General features: G+C 46.6%; 14 protein-coding genes and 1 tRNA gene. 9 read left to right on the top strand and 6 right to left on the bottom strand.

The genetic code is table 11. The features are described 5' to 3' along the window. Position 1: 1 nt before the first annotated feature. From ACR0QN_RS03935 to lepA, 6 genes are all read right to left on the bottom strand, one after another. A complete protein-coding gene (locus ACR0QN_RS03935) occupies positions 2-307 on the bottom strand; it encodes an STAS domain-containing protein (RefSeq protein WP_432649889.1) in 306 nt (101 codons plus the stop codon). A 261-nt stretch (positions 308-568) separates the two neighbouring features. After that, positions 569-655, bottom strand: a tRNA-Leu gene (locus ACR0QN_RS03940). 97 nt (positions 656-752) lie between these two features. Further along, positions 753-2,003 (bottom strand): GDSL-type esterase/lipase family protein, encoded by a 1,251-nt coding sequence (locus tag ACR0QN_RS03945; protein WP_432649890.1) that lies wholly within the window; start codon positions 2,001-2,003, stop codon positions 753-755. 9 nt (positions 2,004-2,012) lie between these two features. Next, complete coding sequence (locus ACR0QN_RS03950; RefSeq protein WP_432649891.1) at positions 2,013-2,189, bottom strand: hypothetical protein; 177 nt, start codon at positions 2,187-2,189, stop codon at positions 2,013-2,015. A 5-nt stretch (positions 2,190-2,194) separates the two neighbouring features. Then, the gene (gene hemW / locus ACR0QN_RS03955; RefSeq protein ID WP_432649892.1) at positions 2,195-3,289 is read right to left on the bottom strand and encodes a radical SAM family heme chaperone HemW; all 1,095 of its coding nucleotides are present in this window, start codon (positions 3,287-3,289) and stop codon (positions 2,195-2,197) included. Next, complete coding sequence (gene lepA / locus ACR0QN_RS03960) at positions 3,282-5,090, bottom strand: translation elongation factor 4 (protein WP_432649893.1); 1,809 nt, start codon at positions 5,088-5,090, stop codon at positions 3,282-3,284. Before lepA ends, hemW begins: the two co-directional genes overlap by 8 nt. A gap of 212 nt (positions 5,091-5,302) precedes the next feature. Here lepA and ACR0QN_RS03965 point away from each other — a divergent pair, with 212 nt between their 5' ends. The 9 genes from ACR0QN_RS03965 to ACR0QN_RS04005 all read left to right on the top strand — a co-directional run bounded on the left by ACR0QN_RS03965 (position 5,303) and on the right by ACR0QN_RS04005 (position 16,058). Beyond that, positions 5,303-6,130, top strand: a complete 828-nt coding sequence (locus ACR0QN_RS03965) for a hypothetical protein (RefSeq protein WP_432649894.1) — start codon at positions 5,303-5,305, stop codon at positions 6,128-6,130. A gap of 79 nt (positions 6,131-6,209) precedes the next feature. Further along, positions 6,210-7,349: a leucine-rich repeat domain-containing protein gene (locus ACR0QN_RS03970; protein WP_432649895.1), complete on the top strand. Its 1,140-nt coding sequence runs from the start codon at positions 6,210-6,212 to the stop codon at positions 7,347-7,349. Positions 7,350-7,429: 80 nt separating this feature from the next. Next, positions 7,430-8,380, top strand: a complete 951-nt coding sequence (locus ACR0QN_RS03975; RefSeq protein ID WP_432649896.1) for an AAA family ATPase — start codon at positions 7,430-7,432, stop codon at positions 8,378-8,380. A 10-nt stretch (positions 8,381-8,390) separates the two neighbouring features. Then, positions 8,391-9,623, top strand: coding sequence for a DUF58 domain-containing protein (locus tag ACR0QN_RS03980; protein ID WP_432649897.1), 1,233 nt, complete (start codon positions 8,391-8,393; stop codon positions 9,621-9,623). Continuing rightward, positions 9,620-11,914 (top strand): transglutaminase domain-containing protein, encoded by a 2,295-nt coding sequence (locus ACR0QN_RS03985; protein WP_432649898.1) that lies wholly within the window; start codon positions 9,620-9,622, stop codon positions 11,912-11,914. Before ACR0QN_RS03980 ends, ACR0QN_RS03985 begins: the two co-directional genes overlap by 4 nt. Beyond that, a complete protein-coding gene (locus ACR0QN_RS03990; RefSeq protein ID WP_432649899.1) occupies positions 11,904-12,698 on the top strand; it encodes an SDR family NAD(P)-dependent oxidoreductase in 795 nt (264 codons plus the stop codon). Before ACR0QN_RS03985 ends, ACR0QN_RS03990 begins: the two co-directional genes overlap by 11 nt. A 196-nt stretch (positions 12,699-12,894) precedes the next feature. Then, complete coding sequence (locus ACR0QN_RS03995; RefSeq protein WP_432649900.1) at positions 12,895-13,398, top strand: RNA polymerase sigma factor; 504 nt, start codon at positions 12,895-12,897, stop codon at positions 13,396-13,398. Beyond that, positions 13,398-14,321: a hypothetical protein gene (locus ACR0QN_RS04000; protein ID WP_432649901.1), complete on the top strand. Its 924-nt coding sequence runs from the start codon at positions 13,398-13,400 to the stop codon at positions 14,319-14,321. The genes ACR0QN_RS03995 and ACR0QN_RS04000 overlap by 1 nt, the downstream gene beginning before the upstream one ends. A 21-nt stretch (positions 14,322-14,342) precedes the next feature. After that, complete coding sequence (locus tag ACR0QN_RS04005) at positions 14,343-16,058, top strand: vWA domain-containing protein (RefSeq protein ID WP_432649902.1); 1,716 nt, start codon at positions 14,343-14,345, stop codon at positions 16,056-16,058. The last annotated feature ends 41 nt before the right edge of the window (positions 16,059-16,099 follow it).

Consider the following 16,099-nt stretch of genomic DNA (forward strand, 5'->3'; position numbering starts at 1 on the left):
ATCACATAATATTTGCAAATCTGTCAAGCCCCGCCAGCCTCATTACTTTTTTTATGTGGGCAGGGGTATTCTCAAGGGTGACCCTTCCGCCGATACTTTTCATAGTCTGATATCGTCCCATTACAAGTCCGATACCCGAGCTGTCCATAAAAGTCACCTCGCCGAAATCTATGATAAGGTTTTCGGGATGGCTTTCGTCAACGGCAAGGTCAATTTCATTACGTATTGCAGGGGCACAGTGGTGATCTATCTCGCCGTTTAAAAATGCTTTGACCGTGCTTTCGGCTTTTTCTATTCTTACTCCCATTTTGCAGCAGTCCTTTCTTTTGTTCGTTACGTTTCATATTTTACCGCCCCTATCAAGCGAATTTTGCCGAAACGGCAGAAGAAAAGCGCACAATGCGGTTAATTTTTCCGCATTGTGCGCTGTTTTAAGATATATTTCTAAGTTTTATGTTTTTTTTAGCATCAATAACTCACATATTATAATACTGCCTGGGAAGTAGTTCTTCCCCGGCAGTATTTTATACAAAAAAATTCCCACAGCAAAAAACTTCTGCTGCGGGAATGGTGCCGGTAGTCGGGGTCGAACCGACACGGTATCGCTACCAACGGATTTTGAGTCCGTCACGTCTGCCAATTCCATCATACCGGCATAAGATTATTCTACCATATTCAGATTTGCTTGTCAAGTATTTTTTTCAGCATATTTTTGATGTGCAATTAACCTTAAAGCGGCAAACGAATTATAACTATTCGTTTGCCGCACTTGCAAATCCAAGTATCTCGATAGTCTTGTCTCCGTTGTTCTTCGAGGGAACTATCTCAATATCCATATCCTTAACAGTCTGAAATTTTATGACCTGCTGGGAAAAAGCCTCCCCCCAGCCGTCCGACTGATTTGTATCAATAGTTTTCAGCTTTGCGCCGTTTACATAAACATCAAAGCTGCCCATCGTGTCGGAATTGTTCCGCTTGTAAACAACAAAGAAAGAGTTTGCCGTAGTTTTAAGCTTCAAAGGCTTGCTGCCGCCCTTATATTTCCAGGAGCAGGGGAAACCCGATGTTCCCGACTGCACCGCTTCAAATGAACCTGTTTCGGAAACGGTAATGCGTTCATTTTCCATTTCGGGAGTGGTAAGAGCCGCATTTTTGTAAGCAGTTCCGAATTTAGACATATTTGGAAGTGTGTACTCTCCGCTGTCCGGAGCATTTTCGGCAGATGTGAGAAGATTTGCTATAAATTCGCATAAAAACTTGTGACCCTCGGTGTTGGGGTGAGACTGGTCATTAGAATATTCTTTCCAGGTCATTCGCCCCTCCTCAAATTCCGGAGTAAGAGCGTCCGCCGCCGATACCATAGGCAGATCGTAATGCTCGCCGATCTCCTTCATATGCGCCTGAGCTGTGTAGCCTGACTCTATCACATTGAAAATAAGCACCACAGCAGGAGTGTTGTCCTGTTCAAGAACAGTCCTCATCAACGACTCATATGACTCCTTTGCAATATCGTCCTGACTGTCGTTAACTGCAAATTCCACAAAAACGATATCGGGATCAAAACTTAACACATCTCTTTCCAGACGAAGAACTCCGAGATTTGAAGGCGTTCCGCTAAGTCCCGCATTAACGTATTCCACATTGTCACCCGTACCGTAAGTATCACGGAAAAATTCATAGGAAAGCCTTGCATAGCAGCTGTCTGCCGATGCTCCCACGCCTTCGGTGATAGAGCCGCCTATGTATGCGATCGTGGTTTTTTCGCCCGTTCGTGCCTGCTCCATTTTAGCCTTCAAGCGTGATGTGTTGCCCAGACTGTATAAAGAACGGTCAACCATTGCCTTGTGAAATTCCTCAGGTGTTTCGGGAACTTTTGTTGTTTCCGAAACCGACTGAACCTCTTCTGTCTGTAAATTTTCAGCAGCGCCGTTATCAGCTTTGCCGCAGGAAGAAAGCAGCAATGCCGATATCAAAACCGCAGTTATTCCAATTCTCCTTTTCATAAAAACTCCTTAATCTCTGAATGAATTATCCACATATTTTTTCGAGCCGATGTAAAGCTGCATAAATTCCATATCGTCAAGAGGGGGATATTTTTCCTGAAACTCCTCAAAGCTCATACCATATTTTTCACGGTAAAACTTGTCCCGTTTTTCAGCATCTTCGGGAGAAATACCATTTTTATCCAAACCTCTCACCCTTCTTCCAAAACCTCTGAAAGCCTGCATATTATTTCGTTAGACACCAAAAATCCCATTGGCGTAAGCATTATCCTGCCGTCCGATATTTTAAGAAGACCGTGCTTTTCCATAGGAACAGCCGCAGCTCTGAGCCTGTTCTCATAATCTCCTGCCTGAGACATCAAAAAGCCTTCCGAAAGCCGCAGAGCAAGCATAAGCCGTTCGGATGATCCGCAGGGGGCATCATCTGTAATGACTTCTTCCTGCTTTTCACAGTTGATAAACCCGTAAATATCTTTAGGAACGGCAAAACGCTTGCCGCCTGTGCAGGAATGAGCCGACGGACCTATCCCAAGATAGTCCTCGCACCGCCAGTATTTGAGATTATGGCGGCACACATATCCCTCTTTGGCAAAATTTGATATCTCATACTGTTTAAAACCGTTCTTTTCAAGACAGGATACTGCTTCCAGATACATATCCGCCGAAAGCTCCTCGTCAGCAATATTCGATATAAGTTCATCGTTTTCCGAAAGGGGAGTGCCGCTTTCAATTTTCAGCATATATGCGGAAATGTGCCGGGCGCCAAGCTCCGAAAGCCTTTCGATATTGTTCAGAACTGTTTCTGTATGCTGATAAGGCAGCCCCAGCATAAGGTCGGCTGAGATATTCTCAAAGCCGGCTTTCTGAGCCGAGAGAATGGCGTTTTCCGCCTGCTCCGAATTGTGAAGTCTGCCGAGAACCGAAAGCTCTTTGTCATCAAGGCTTTGTATTCCTATTGAAATTCGGTTTATCCCTGCCGCCCTGAAATCTCGGAGCTTCTGAGTATCTGCCGAGTCCGGATTTATTTCGGCGGATATCTCTGCCCCCTCTGCAATGTCAGCCGCTGAAAGGATATCACTTATCTGACTGCTGCTAAGCAGAGATGGCGTTCCGCCGCCAAAATAAACGGTGTCGAAAGTCATTCCTGAAATGCGGATATTTCTGACAACAGCCTGTACGTATTTCTGAGTTAAATCCTCTTTACCTGCAAGAGAATAGAAATCGCAGTAAACGCATTTTCTGCGGCAGAACGGAACGTGTATATAAAGTCCTATTGGATCATTCATCAAGCTTCAGCACAGCCATAAACGCCTCCTGGGGTACTTCAACGGTACCCAGCTGGCGCATACGCTTCTTGCCCTCCTTCTGCTTTTCAAGCAGCTTCTTCTTTCGTGTGATATCGCCGCCGTAGCACTTCGCAAGCACGTCCTTGCGCATAGCCTTGACCGTCTCACGGGCAATGACCTTTCCGCCGATAGCCGCCTGGATAGGTACCTCAAACAGCTGACGAGGGATATTGTCCTTGAGCTTTTCGGCTATCTTTCTTGCTCTTGCATACGCCTTGTCAGCGTGGATTATAAAGCTGAGAGCGTCCACCACATCGCCGTTTAACAGCACATCGAGCTTAACAAGCTTAGATGGAGCATAGCCCATAAATTCGTAGTCAAATGAAGCGTAGCCCCTTGTGCGTGATTTGAGAGCGTCAAAGAAATCGTAGACTATTTCATTGAGGGGGAGTTCATAATGAAGCTCCACTCTCGTCTCGTCAAGATACTTCATATCCTTGAAAATGCCACGTCTTTCCTGACAAAGGTCCATAATGCTGCCCACATATTCCGAGGGAGAGAGAATAGATGCCTTGACCATAGGCTCTTCAGCCGAAGAAATGGAAGCAGGGTCAGGATAATTTGAGGGATTGTCGATAAATACAGTCTCTCCGCTTGTGAGGGTCACCTTATAAATAACAGAAGGAGCGGTGGTCACAAGGTCAAGGTTATATTCTCTTTCAAGTCTTTCCTGGATTATTTCCATATGGAGGAGTCCTAAAAATCCGCAGCGGAAGCCAAATCCCAAAGCAGCAGATGTCTCAGGTTCAAAGGAGAGTGAAGCGTCATTCAGCTGCAGCTTTTCAAGAGCGTCTCTCAGGTCACCGTATTTGGCGCCGTCCGCAGGATAAATTCCCGAAAATACCATAGGATTGACCTCTCTGTATCCGGGAAGCGGCTCAGCGCAGGGATCATCGGCGTCTGTAACGGTGTCTCCCACCTTTGTGTCGCCGATACTTTTTATTGAAGCGGCAATGTAGCCAACCTCGCCTGCAAAAAGACCGCCTGCGTTAACAAGGTCAACAGCACCCATATAACCTGCTTCAACAACGGTAAATTCGGCTCCCGTTGCCATAAGACGGATAGTCTGACCCGTTTTTACCGTTCCGTCAACAACTCTCACGTAAATGATAACGCCCTTGTAAGAATCGTAGTAGCTGTCGAAAATAAGAGCCTTGAGAGGAGCATCAGGGTCTCCCTTTGGCGCAGGAACGTCGGTAACAACTCTCTCAAGAACTTCTTTAACATTTGTACCGAGCTTTGCGGATATTCTCGGAGCGTCCATTGCAGGGATACCGATAACGCTCTCCACCTCAGCACAAACTCTGTCGGGGTCGGCAGAGGGCAGGTCTATCTTGTTTACAACGGGAACAACTTCAAGGTCGTGTTCAATAGCAAGATAAGTGTTAGCCAGGGTCTGAGCCTCAATTCCCTGAGAAGCGTCTACCACCAGCACAGCACCCTCGCAGGCGGCAAGAGAGCGTGATACCTCATAGTTGAAGTCTACGTGACCCGGTGTGTCGATAAGGTTAAAAACATATTCTTTGCCGTTGTCAGCGTTGTAAAGGAGCCTTACCGCACGTGCCTTGATGGTAATGCCCCTCTCCCTTTCAATATCCATATTGTCAAGGAGCTGGTCTTCCATATCTCTGAGAGCCACCGTTGATGTAAGCTCGAGAATTCTGTCGGCAAGTGTAGATTTACCGTGGTCTATATGGGCAATTATGCAAAAATTTCTGATATTATCCTGATTATGATCCAAAAATAACACATCCTCTGAATGAAGTTTACTCTTTATTATAACATAGTTTATGTGATTTGTAAAGCGTTGTATCGGTATTTTTCACATTTATGCCTGAAGCCTCTGCAAATTTTTTTCACCAAATTCGTAAAAAACTATGTACAAATGCAAAAATATATGTTATAATAATCTATAACTATTTGAATATTACGAAGGGAGCAGCGCAGCTACATATGGACGAACTGAGCGAACTGCTTATAGATAACAAGACCGATGAAAAATTCAACCGTCTTTTCAGAGCAGCTCTGAAAAAGAATAGGTTTTCAGTAGAAAAAAGGGGCTCGAGAGACTATTACACCGTCACCGACGGCTCCTCATCTCTTGGATTTGACGTATCGGCAGAGAAATATGAATATGCCAAGAGCAGATCACCCGAGGCGGTAAACAAGCTCATTGAGCGTGTGAGGCACGATTTTGATATTCTTGAACGAATGGTATCATTTACCAACGGTCAGGAATTTATCCGTTTCACCGTAATGCGTGAAGAGGAAATAGGAAGAGATATGATCTCGGACGATTTTATGGGCGGTCTAAAGCGTGTGATATGTTATACGGGAGATAATATCCGTTCCAGACTTCTCCCCGAGGAATATATGAAAAAATGGGACGTTCCCCGGGAGGTGCTTTTTTCCGTAGCGGACAGGAATATGTGCAGGCTCCTGAAAAAAGCCGAGTATACAGAAAGCTCCGTGGACGGCTCGGGAACGATAAGATGTCTTGATTTCAAGGCAGAGGGCAGCGATTTCACCGTAGCGCTGATGATGTGTTCGGAGTTTCGCAGCTTTATTTCCGAGCGCCTGGGACACCGTTTCCTTGTGGCGGCTCCCTCAAAGGATACGCTTATCGCCCTTTCGGACGTGACAAACAACGTGCTTGAGCGCCTCGGAACTGCAATAGTAGGTGAGTACCGCTGGGCGCCCCGTCCGCTTACAACGGATATTTTCCATTACAGCTCTGCAGGAATAACCATAGCAGGGCATTTTTCCGAGGTCGACGGATAATTTTGCTAAAGGCAGTCAATAATATGAAAGGAAATGATTGGCAATGAGAAAAATGAGCGAACGGAAAAAAAAGAATATAATGCGTGTTTTAATGCTGATAATGGCGGTGATAATGCTTTTTGGGTTTGTAATACTTCCTCTTACCGTCGATGTTGCCGCCGAAGAAACAGGCGTATCCGTAACGGTCACAGAATTTGAAACGGGCAAGCTTTCCGAAGCTATTGAAAAGGCAAAGGACGGAGCAGATCTCAACACCATCACAAAGCTTGCTGTAAGCGGAGGAGTGATGAATGCCTCAGACTATTCGGCAGTATGCGGATACCCGAATGTTGAATATCTTGAGCTTGCAGGCTGCGAGACCGAAAATGGAGTTATTCCCGAAAACGCTGTTCAGTCCAGAAATCAGCTTACCTATATCAGTCTCCCCTCAAATACCGAGACCATAGGCGCAAGAGCCTTTTCCGGAAACCGTAAGCTCCTGAAAATTTCTATTCCCGCTACCCTCCGTGTCATCGGAGATTACGCCTTTGAAGGCTGCGAGAATGTAGAAGAATTTGCCATACCTGCGGAAGTGAGTTCAATCGGTACAGGAGCCTTTTCCGACTGTAAGGCATTAAAGGCATTTTCTCTTCCCGAAGCGATTACAGTAATTCCCGATTACTGCTTTAATAAGTGCAGCTTCACCGAAATGCATTTCGGACCCCAGGTCGAAAAGATAGGCGAGGGAGCATTTTCTGACTGCTACAGCCTTTCAGATGTATATTATTACGGAGATAAAGCCCCTGAAGTAAGCGACAATTCCTTTCAGAACGTTAAGGTAACTATCCACACCTATGAGGACGGAGAAGGCTTTGACGGACTTACAAACAATTTCGTTTCCATAGGCTACGATCTCAGCGAGGACAGCGAGTATATTCCTCCCAAATCAGCCGAAACACAGCCTGCACAGACATCTTCCGAGACAGAGTCAGAAACAGCCGAAGCCGAAGATGTTTCAGAGACCGAAGACGCTGCCGAAACAGAAGCTTCATCAGAAGAGACTGTACTTTCCGAAGACGCTGCCGAGACAGAAGCAGCAGCGACAGAGTCTGTAACCGAAGCTGTTCCCGCAGCAGCCCCTGCAAACTCCTTCAGCGGAATTTCCGTTCTGATAATTGCAGTACTCTGCGCCGCTCTTGCAGTTACTGTCACACTTCTTGTGGTAAATAAAAAGAAATAATGGCTTTCAGCAGTCGGATAATCAGATTCTTCCGCTGCTGATTTGTTATATGCAAAAACCTTGCTGGGAGGACAAATAAAATGACAGAAAGACCCGCCGATAAAAATGCAGTAATATCTGCACTCATCGAAAACGTTGAAAAGATAATAGTCGGAAAAAGGCAGTCCATAGAGCTTGTCATAGCCGCTATGCTCACAGGAGGACACGTGCTTATCGAGGACGTTCCGGGAGTGGGAAAGACCCGTCTTGTCTCTTCGGTAGCCCGTTCCTGCGGAGGGACTTTCGGAAGGATACAGATGACCCCCGATGTAATGCCCTCGGATATCACAGGCTTTACAATGATAAATACCTCAACAGGCGCAAATGAGTTCAGAAAGGGAGCCGCATTCTGCAATTTTCTCCTTGCCGACGAGATAAACCGTGCCTCGCCTAAATCCCAGTCTGCCCTTCTTGAAATAATGGAGGAGGGGCAGGTAAGCCTTGACGGCGAGATATATCCATTACCTAAACCCTTTATGGTACTTGCCACACAAAATCCTGTTGAGACCTACGGTACCTATCATCTTCCCGAAGCCCAGATGGACAGATTTGTAATGAAAATAAGTATGGGCTATCCCGACAGATCGGACGAGCTTTCTATTCTCGAAAGAAATGAAAGCAGCCTGACCCCGAAAACTCTGGATCCGGTCGTAACCTGCGAGGATATCCTTTCGCTTATGGATAAGGTGAAGCTTGTCCGCTGCAGCGAGAATATCAAAAAATATATCATAGAACTTGTAAACGCAACAAGATCTGCCGAATATATAAAGCTTGGCGTCAGCCCCCGAGGCAGCATAGCACTCTATAACACCGCCAAAGCTGCTGCAATGATCTCAGGCAGGGGATATGTTATCCCCGATGATGTAAAGCTTCTCGCTCCATATGTCCTTGCCCACAGGATCATTCTTACACCCAAGGGCAGGTCGGTCTGCTCTACTCCCGAAGGAGCGGTGGCAAAGCTTCTGTCCGAGGTGCCCGTACCCGTTGAATAAGCATATGAAGATGAAAATAAATAAACTAAGCCCCATTATAGGCGGACTTGTAAATTATGCCGCAGCAGTAGCGCTTGCTGTCATATTCGCCCTTTATCTCAGCGGAAGAGTGGGCTGGTTTCTGGTGACAGCCTTTGTCGCCGCCCCCTTTATCTCCGCTCTTATGACATTGATATTCGTTCGCAGGATATATGTTTCCTGCGATGCGGATTCGGTGATAATGTGCAAGGGAGATGTCTGCGAGCTGACGGTAAACGTGACAAACGGGGTATTTCTTCCCACTCCTCCCGTGCTTGCGGATATGGCTGATTTCCCATCAGTAACAGCTTCGGACAAGCAGTACAGCATATCCGTTCTGCCCTTTGATACCGAAAGCTTCACCGTAAAATACACAGCCTCCATATGCGGTCCTGCTGTTATAGGCGTAAAAAGTCTCAGAGTTTCCGATTATTTCGGGATATTCTCTTTCGAGATAAAAAGTGCGGATATCAGCGAACTGACCTATACCGTATCCGTTATCCCGGATATTGCCGAGGTGAATTTCTCCGACCCTGTAGTCTCACGTGCAGCAGAGCTGTCAGCATTTTCTGATGACAGCGAGGATACCACAGATGCTCCTGCAGGAAAATTCGGCGGATTTCCCGGCTATGACAGCCGTGAATATGTACCCGGAGACCCTCTCAAGCGTATAAACTGGAAGCAGTCCGCCAAGCGTGGAAAGCTTCTCGTAAGACTTGATGATGAAACGGTTTCTTCCGCAGTATCAATAGTTCTCGACAGCGTATTTGACAAGGAGAGCGTGTTTCTTCCTGCAGTAGCAGCCCTGGGCAGGTTTCCCGGTGCGGATAACGAGCAGCTGATTGCACTTATGGCACAGGACGCCATTGAGCAGTCTCTGGGAATTACCCGTGCATTTATATTGCAGAACTATTCTGTAAGCTATTTCCTTATGGGAAAAAACGGATGGGAATGTTTTCCCGCTGCCGATGAAAACGACCTTGCCGTCCTGAGAACAGAGCTTGCCTCCTACAGCTTTTTAAGAGCGGGGTCACGTTTCCCCGAAGAGGAGCTTAAAAATCAGAAAGGAAGCGTTTCCGTGCTGTGTACGCCCTACCTTGACGAAGCTCTGAACGAACAGCTTTCATCAGAAAACTCAGACAGCAGGGGAGCGCTTCAAACAGTAATATATCCCTCTGCCGTTTCACCCCGTGTCAATGCGCCGAAAGGGGGAGAAGCCGAGTGAACAGTAATCTTGCCGAGTTTTTCAAAAGCCGTATGCGTGAGGTAATACCCTTTGTTCTGTCAGCTGTCCTGAGCCTTGCAGTATTCTCGGTGTATTCCGTACCTCTTTTTTCTCTCTGGTCAGCAGGGATACTCCTTGTGACCGCAGTAATGTTTCTCATCTGCCGCTTTACCGACAAAAATCATTTTGCAGGCGGTGCAGTTATTGTTGTAATGGCATTATTCCTGCTCAGGACATTTATCGTACTCGTTCTCGGAAACGATTTTGGTCTGGGCTTTCAGCAATGGTTTCTGACAGGAGCAGAAAATGCGGAAACTCAGTTTGATTATCTTCTTGCCCTGCTCATAAGTTTTGTTCCGTTTTTTTCGTTAACGGTATATTATTTTTCCTGCGTCCTTTACCGAATGTCTTTTCTGACCCTTGTGAGTCTAATTCCCTGTGCCCTTTCGGTAAAGGTTCTGACGGAGATAAACAACGTTTATGTGGCTCTTATCGCAATGCTGAACATTGCCGTTCTGATGACAGCTCTGCGTACAGACAACAACAAGGGACGTGTAACTGCAGGACGAACAGCCTCGGTATTTTCAGCCTGCGTGTTCGGATTTGTGCTGCTTGTATTTTCCGCACTTTTCCCAAAAGAGTCCGAAGCCCGTTATTATGACGAGTTTGAAAGACTGTTTATGAACAGCGGTAATAATTCTCCTCTGAGCGATTATTCGATGTTCAGTGATTTTTCGGGAGGCCCCGACCGCTTCAGAAATTTTTCCAATAAATACCTGTATATGCTCTATGGTGAGAATCTGCCGTATTTCAAGCGTCAGACCTTCGATTATTATGATTTTGAAAATTTGTACTGGTATGGCGATGAACACTATTCCGAACCCTATTATCTCAACGATGAGTGGGCGGAGAAAAGTATGAAGCTGAGTCTTGAGAAGCTGAAGGAAGGCATATCAGCCGCCGAAGAATACTCTCCCGGATTTACGGCAAAGTACGGACTTTCTGCTCTGTCGGAGTATGATGGCTTTGCTGAGGAACTGAAGGTTGTTAACGTCATTCCCGAGAATTTCGGAGCAGTTTACTATATCGCCCCTGCCAGAGCTGTAAAGGTCGTTCCTTCGTCAGACAGCAGCGTGATATACGTCACACGAGGCGGTGTTTTCAGAAATAAACTGCTGCCCCACGACCCACAGCTTTCTTATCAGGTAGTTTACTACGACGAATTTTATCCGAGATACTTCTGGCTTGAGCTTGGAGGAGCAGATTTTTCCAATGAAAAATGTGTTGAAATGCTTACCGAGCTTTGCGGGATACTCAGCGAAAATAATGACACTCTTTATCAAAATGCCGCCGCATTTCTTGATGTCCACAGCGAAGCAATGGATTACCGCACTCCCGAATACGAAGAAAACTGCGGACAGATATCCCCTGAAATAAAAGCCCTTGCCGAGCAGATAACCGCAGGACTGACCTATGACTGGCAGAAAGCTGAAGCACTTCAAAGCTATTTCACCAATAGCGGATTTGTCTACGACTTAAACTATATCCCACCTGACCCGACCGTAGAATACTTTCTCTTTAACAGCAAGCGTGGAAGCTGTACCCATTTTGCCACAGCCTATGTGCTTATGGCACGTTCCATAGGGCTTACCACCCGTTATACCGAGGGCTACTCTCCCGATATAACAGGCAGAGAGAATGTTTTTGCTGTTAAGGACAGCTGTTCTCACGCATATCCCGAGGTGTATATACAGAATATGGGCTGGATAGTTTTTGAGCCTACCGTGCCCTCCGATTACAATCAGCTTGCCGCCGACGATAATTCCAATACAGGCTTTGTTTTAAAGATAGATTACAGCCTTGTTTTCGTTATCTGCGTCATATCCGGTGCAGCTCTGGTCATTGCTCTTGTTGTGATATTTACAATACCTGCTGTTTCCGAAAAGCGTTTTGTCCGCAAAATAAACGATATGGCACCGGGGGAATGTATAAAACAGATCTATCTCAGAATATCCCGAAAGACCGTCTCGGGTATTGTAAAACGAGCCGATGCTCTCACTCCATATGAGCTTTCGGAAAGGGTAGAGAAGCTGACAGGCTGCGAAACGGGAGACTTTGCCTATATCGCCGAAAAAGCTCTCTTTGACGGAAAAGCCGACGAGACGGGCAAGCAAAAAGCCTGCAAAGCATATATCGATATCCGTGAAGCAGTAAAAGTCTACGTAAAGGAGCAGAAAAAGCTCAGACGAAAAAAGTATAAAATGAAAGGAAGATCTCCAAATGAAAAATGATTTCTGGGATCCCTCAAAGGAGCATTGCGCCGTAATAACAGGCGCAAGCTCGGGGATAGGAGCGGAATTTGCAAGACTTCTCGGAGCGAAGGGATGTTTCCTCATTCTCTCGGGCAGAAACGAGGAGGCTTTGGAAAAGCTCCGAAAGGAAATAGGCAAGGATAACTGCGTAATTATTCCCGCAGACCTTTCCAACCCCAAAAGCTGTATCGACCTTTACGCAAGATCAAGAAAATACAGTCCCGATATCCTTATAAACAACGCAGGCTTCGGGCTTTACGGTGAATTTACCGAGACATCTCTTTCAAAGGAGCTTGAAATGATCGACGTGAACGTAAAGGCAGTTCATATCCTTTTCAAGCTGTTCTTAAAGGACTTTACAAAAAATAACAGGGGATATATCTTAAACGTAGCCTCTACCGCAGGACTTCTCCCCGGACCTCTTATGAGCACCTACTACTCAACCAAAAGCTACGTGATAAGGCAGACACAGGCAGTCTTCGAGGAGCTTAGAAGAAGAAAAAGCCCGGTTCACGTGTCCGTCCTCTGCCCGGGACCCGTAAGCACCGAATTTAATACTCGTGCAGGCATAGAAGGCTTTATGAAGGGGATAACTCCAAAATACTGCGCCGCCTATACCCTTAGCAAAATGAAGCAGAACAAGCTGATGATAATCCCCACCGCAAAAATGCAGCTTGCAATGGCAGCAGTAAAAATAGCTCCCGTGTGCCTTGCCTGCGCCGTTTCCTACACTCTTCAGAGCGGCAAGAAGCGGATAGATTAAGATTTTATATACCGCAAAGAGCAGATCCTTTGCGGTATATTTTTGAGGCAACGTTTTATTCATAAAATGTTTACATAAGAATGCCATAAAATCAGCCTTTCCAAAACGTATAAAAATATGAACACGGTCAGACGGGGTGAAGTAAATGACTGAAAGCAGTTTTGCGGAAAATGCCGTACGAATAGCAAATGGCGATATGCAGGGTTTACGAGCGATATACGAGGAATACGGAAAAATGATCTATTCCTCGGTGCTGAGGATATGCCACGACCCTCATACAGCAGAAGATGTTACCTCCGAGTTCTTTCTGAAACTGAAAACAGCAGCATCTGTCTACAAAGAGGGACTTGGACACAAAAAATGGCTTCTCATATCTGCGAGAAATCTTACTTTTGATTTTTTGCGGAAACAGAGAAGGGAAATACCCTCCAGCGTCACAGGCGGGGACGAAGAAAGTCACCCCCTTTCGGAAATACCCGACAGTACAGACGCCGAGGAAACGGTAACGTCTGATGTGACCGCAGAGCAGCTGCTCCGAAATCTCAGCGAGGAACAGCGAAGTGTGGTACACCTGAAAGTATACTGCGGACTGACGTTTGCGGAAATGGCAGACGTGCTGCACATACCCGCAGGAACGGCAGCGTGGCGCTACAGTCAGGGGATAAAGAAACTCAGAAAGCTTTACGAGGAGGTGCGGTGATGAAAAAAGATCTTGAAAAGGACTACATAAATTCGGTTGATTCATCAGCCCCCGATATGGAAAAGCTCTGGGAAAAAATATCTGCCTCCGAGCCGCAGGATACGGACATCACCCCCTTCGTGTCCGCAGCAAATGAGTGCAGGAAAATATCTCCTGTACGCAATAACACTTTCAGAGCCTTTGCCGCCGCCGCAGCCGTTTTCATTGCAGTGATATGCGCCGTTTCGCTTATATCCGACAACGGGCTTGCCGTAACAAAGAGTGAAAGTGCCGCTCCTTCCGATAACGGTGACAGCTTCGACTTTGCTGCCGAAGAAGCGGAAGAATATGAAGCCGTTCCTTCCGTAATCGCATCAAAAGGCTGGGAATACAGCGACCGTCTCGATGAAACGGAGAATTTAAGCTACCTTTCCCTGAATCTTGCCGACACCGAAAGCGGAATTTATACAGCCCTTTCACGAAATACCGACAATGAGGAATATTTCGTAGAGGACAAAGTTCTTTCCGAGACCGATTTTTTCCTTGACGGCGAGGTGGTTTCCGAGGAGCCGGTTAGTGACGGCAGCATAAAATACACCGTTCGGGTGATACACGCCGTTTCCGAGGACAGCAGGGAATTTTCCGAGATGGAGGAGGTATACTCATATTCTCCATATGCTCTCAGAACAGGCAGAGAATATCTCCTGCCCATAAGCGAGGAAAACGGACGGTACACCGTTATATTCGACAATGCACCTCAGATCGAATTCACTCTTGACAGACAGCTTGTCTGCCATAACGGCTGGAAGACCCTTACCGAAAACGGCGTATATCTTGAATATCCGCAAACCTATCCCGATGATTTCTTTTATGACCGAATGAATCTTGCCGCCGAAAGCTCCCTTGAAGATCTGTTTGATAAATGGGAGCGTCTCAGGGCATAATTTCCGAAAGGATCTGATCTTATGACAACAAAAAGAACAAAGCTTATCCGAATGATATCCGCACTTACCGCCCTCTCTCTCCTTACTGCCTGCGGAGGGGCTGACCATATGGAAACCGCTTCCGGCAATTCGGGAATGACAAAGCTTTATCCCGAGACCACCGCCGCAAATAATGCAGTTTATGAAACTCGTCCATCACCCATTCAAGCGGCGGACGACGAAGCTCCTGCCGCAGAAGGAGCTTATGATTATGAAAAATGTCTTGATGAAGCAGCCCCTGCAGAAGATGACAGCTTTTACATCCCCGCCGAAGAGTACAACACCGAGGAGTATAACTACATAGAGGAAAACGGCTACACAGCAGTATCCTCCGCACCTCTTTCCACCTTTTCCGCCGATGTTGACACCGCCTCCTACACAAATATCCGCCGTATGATATATGACGGCTATGACGTTCCTCCCGAGGCTGTGCGAATTGAAGAGATGATAAACTACTTTGACTATCATTACTCCGACCCCGACGAAAATGAGCCTTTTGCCGTTCACGCCGAGCTTTCCGACTGTCCCTGGAATAAGGACACAGAGCTTCTTATGATAGGCATAAATACAAAAAGCACCGACAGCATCCTTGATGACAGAGAGCCTATGAATTTAGTATTCCTAATTGATGTAAGCGGTTCGATGTACAGCGAGGATAAGCTGCCCCTTGTCCAGAGATCCTTCTCAATGCTCACCGATAATCTAAGCTCACGTGACAGGATATCCATAGTCACCTATGCAGGCTCGGACGAGGTGGTCCTCGAAGGCGCTGACGGAAATGACAGACAGCGTGTGCTTGATGCCATAAACAGCCTTGAAGCAGGAGGCTCTACCGCAGGAGCAGCGGGCATAAACACCGCCTACGAGATAGCCGAGAAATATTTTATTGAAGGCGGCAACAACAGAGTGATACTCGCCACCGACGGCGACCTTAACGTGGGACTTTCCTCCGAATCCGAGCTTACCGGGCTTATCGAGGAGAAGCGTGAAAGCGGCGTGTTCCTCTCTGTTTTAGGCTTCGGCTCAGGAAATCTCAAGGACAACAAGCTTGAAGCCCTCGCCGATCACGGCAACGGAAATTACTCCTATATCGACAGCGAAAGAGAAGCCCGGAAGGTGCTTGTTGACGAAATGAGCGGCACTTTCTACACCGCCGCCAAGGACGTAAAATTCCAGCTTGAGTTCAATCCCGCAAACATCAAGGGCTACCGTCTCATAGGCTATGAGAACCGCACAATGGCAGCCGAAGATTTTAACGACGACACCAAGGACGCAGGTGAAATAGGCGCAGGACACAGCGTGACCGTTCTTTACGAGCTTGTCCCCGTGGACAGCCCGATGGAAATAGGCTCCGACCTGAAATATTCCGCAAATTCGGAAAGCAAAAAAATGGGCAATGAGCTTCTCACCGTAAATATCCGCTACAAAGACCCCGATGGCAGCGAAAGCAAGCTTCTTTCCTATCCCGTTGAGCAGTCTCTTTACAGCAAAACGAGATCGGAGAATATGACCTTTGCCGCAGCTGTTGCAGAGTTCGGAATGCTGCTCAGAAACAGCCGCTATATCGGCGATATCACCTATTCAAACATCGCCACCCAGCTTTCCGAATACGACTACCACTCAGATGAGTTCAAGGACGAGTTTGTCTACCTTGTAAACACAATGAAGCGCAGAGCTGTAAATTCTTACGATGATTAAATTATAGCACAAATGTACTTAAATGTCAATATACAATTAGA

Source organism: Huintestinicola sp. (assembly GCF_050874005.1).
In the GTDB taxonomy this organism is placed as follows: Bacteria; Bacillota; Clostridia; order Oscillospirales; family Ruminococcaceae; genus Huintestinicola.

Coding starts and splice junctions, on each gene's coding strand:
- ACR0QN_RS03990 (WP_432649899.1), top strand. CDS start 11,904: ATGAAAAATGATTTCTGGGATCCCTCAAAGGAGCATTGCGCCGTAATA.
- ACR0QN_RS03945 (WP_432649890.1), bottom strand. CDS start 2,003: ATGAAAAGGAGAATTGGAATAACTGCGGTTTTGATATCGGCATTGCTG.
- ACR0QN_RS03980 (WP_432649897.1), top strand. CDS start 8,391: ATGAAAATAAATAAACTAAGCCCCATTATAGGCGGACTTGTAAATTAT.
- ACR0QN_RS04005 (WP_432649902.1), top strand. CDS start 14,343: ATGACAACAAAAAGAACAAAGCTTATCCGAATGATATCCGCACTTACC.
- ACR0QN_RS03965 (WP_432649894.1), top strand. CDS start 5,303: ATGGACGAACTGAGCGAACTGCTTATAGATAACAAGACCGATGAAAAA.
- ACR0QN_RS03995 (WP_432649900.1), top strand. CDS start 12,895: ATGCAGGGTTTACGAGCGATATACGAGGAATACGGAAAAATGATCTAT.
- ACR0QN_RS03935 (WP_432649889.1), bottom strand. CDS start 307: ATGGGAGTAAGAATAGAAAAAGCCGAAAGCACGGTCAAAGCATTTTTA.
- ACR0QN_RS03975 (WP_432649896.1), top strand. CDS start 7,430: ATGACAGAAAGACCCGCCGATAAAAATGCAGTAATATCTGCACTCATC.
- hemW (WP_432649892.1), bottom strand. CDS start 3,289: ATGAATGATCCAATAGGACTTTATATACACGTTCCGTTCTGCCGCAGA.
- ACR0QN_RS04000 (WP_432649901.1), top strand. CDS start 13,398: ATGAAAAAAGATCTTGAAAAGGACTACATAAATTCGGTTGATTCATCA.
- ACR0QN_RS03970 (WP_432649895.1), top strand. CDS start 6,210: ATGCGTGTTTTAATGCTGATAATGGCGGTGATAATGCTTTTTGGGTTT.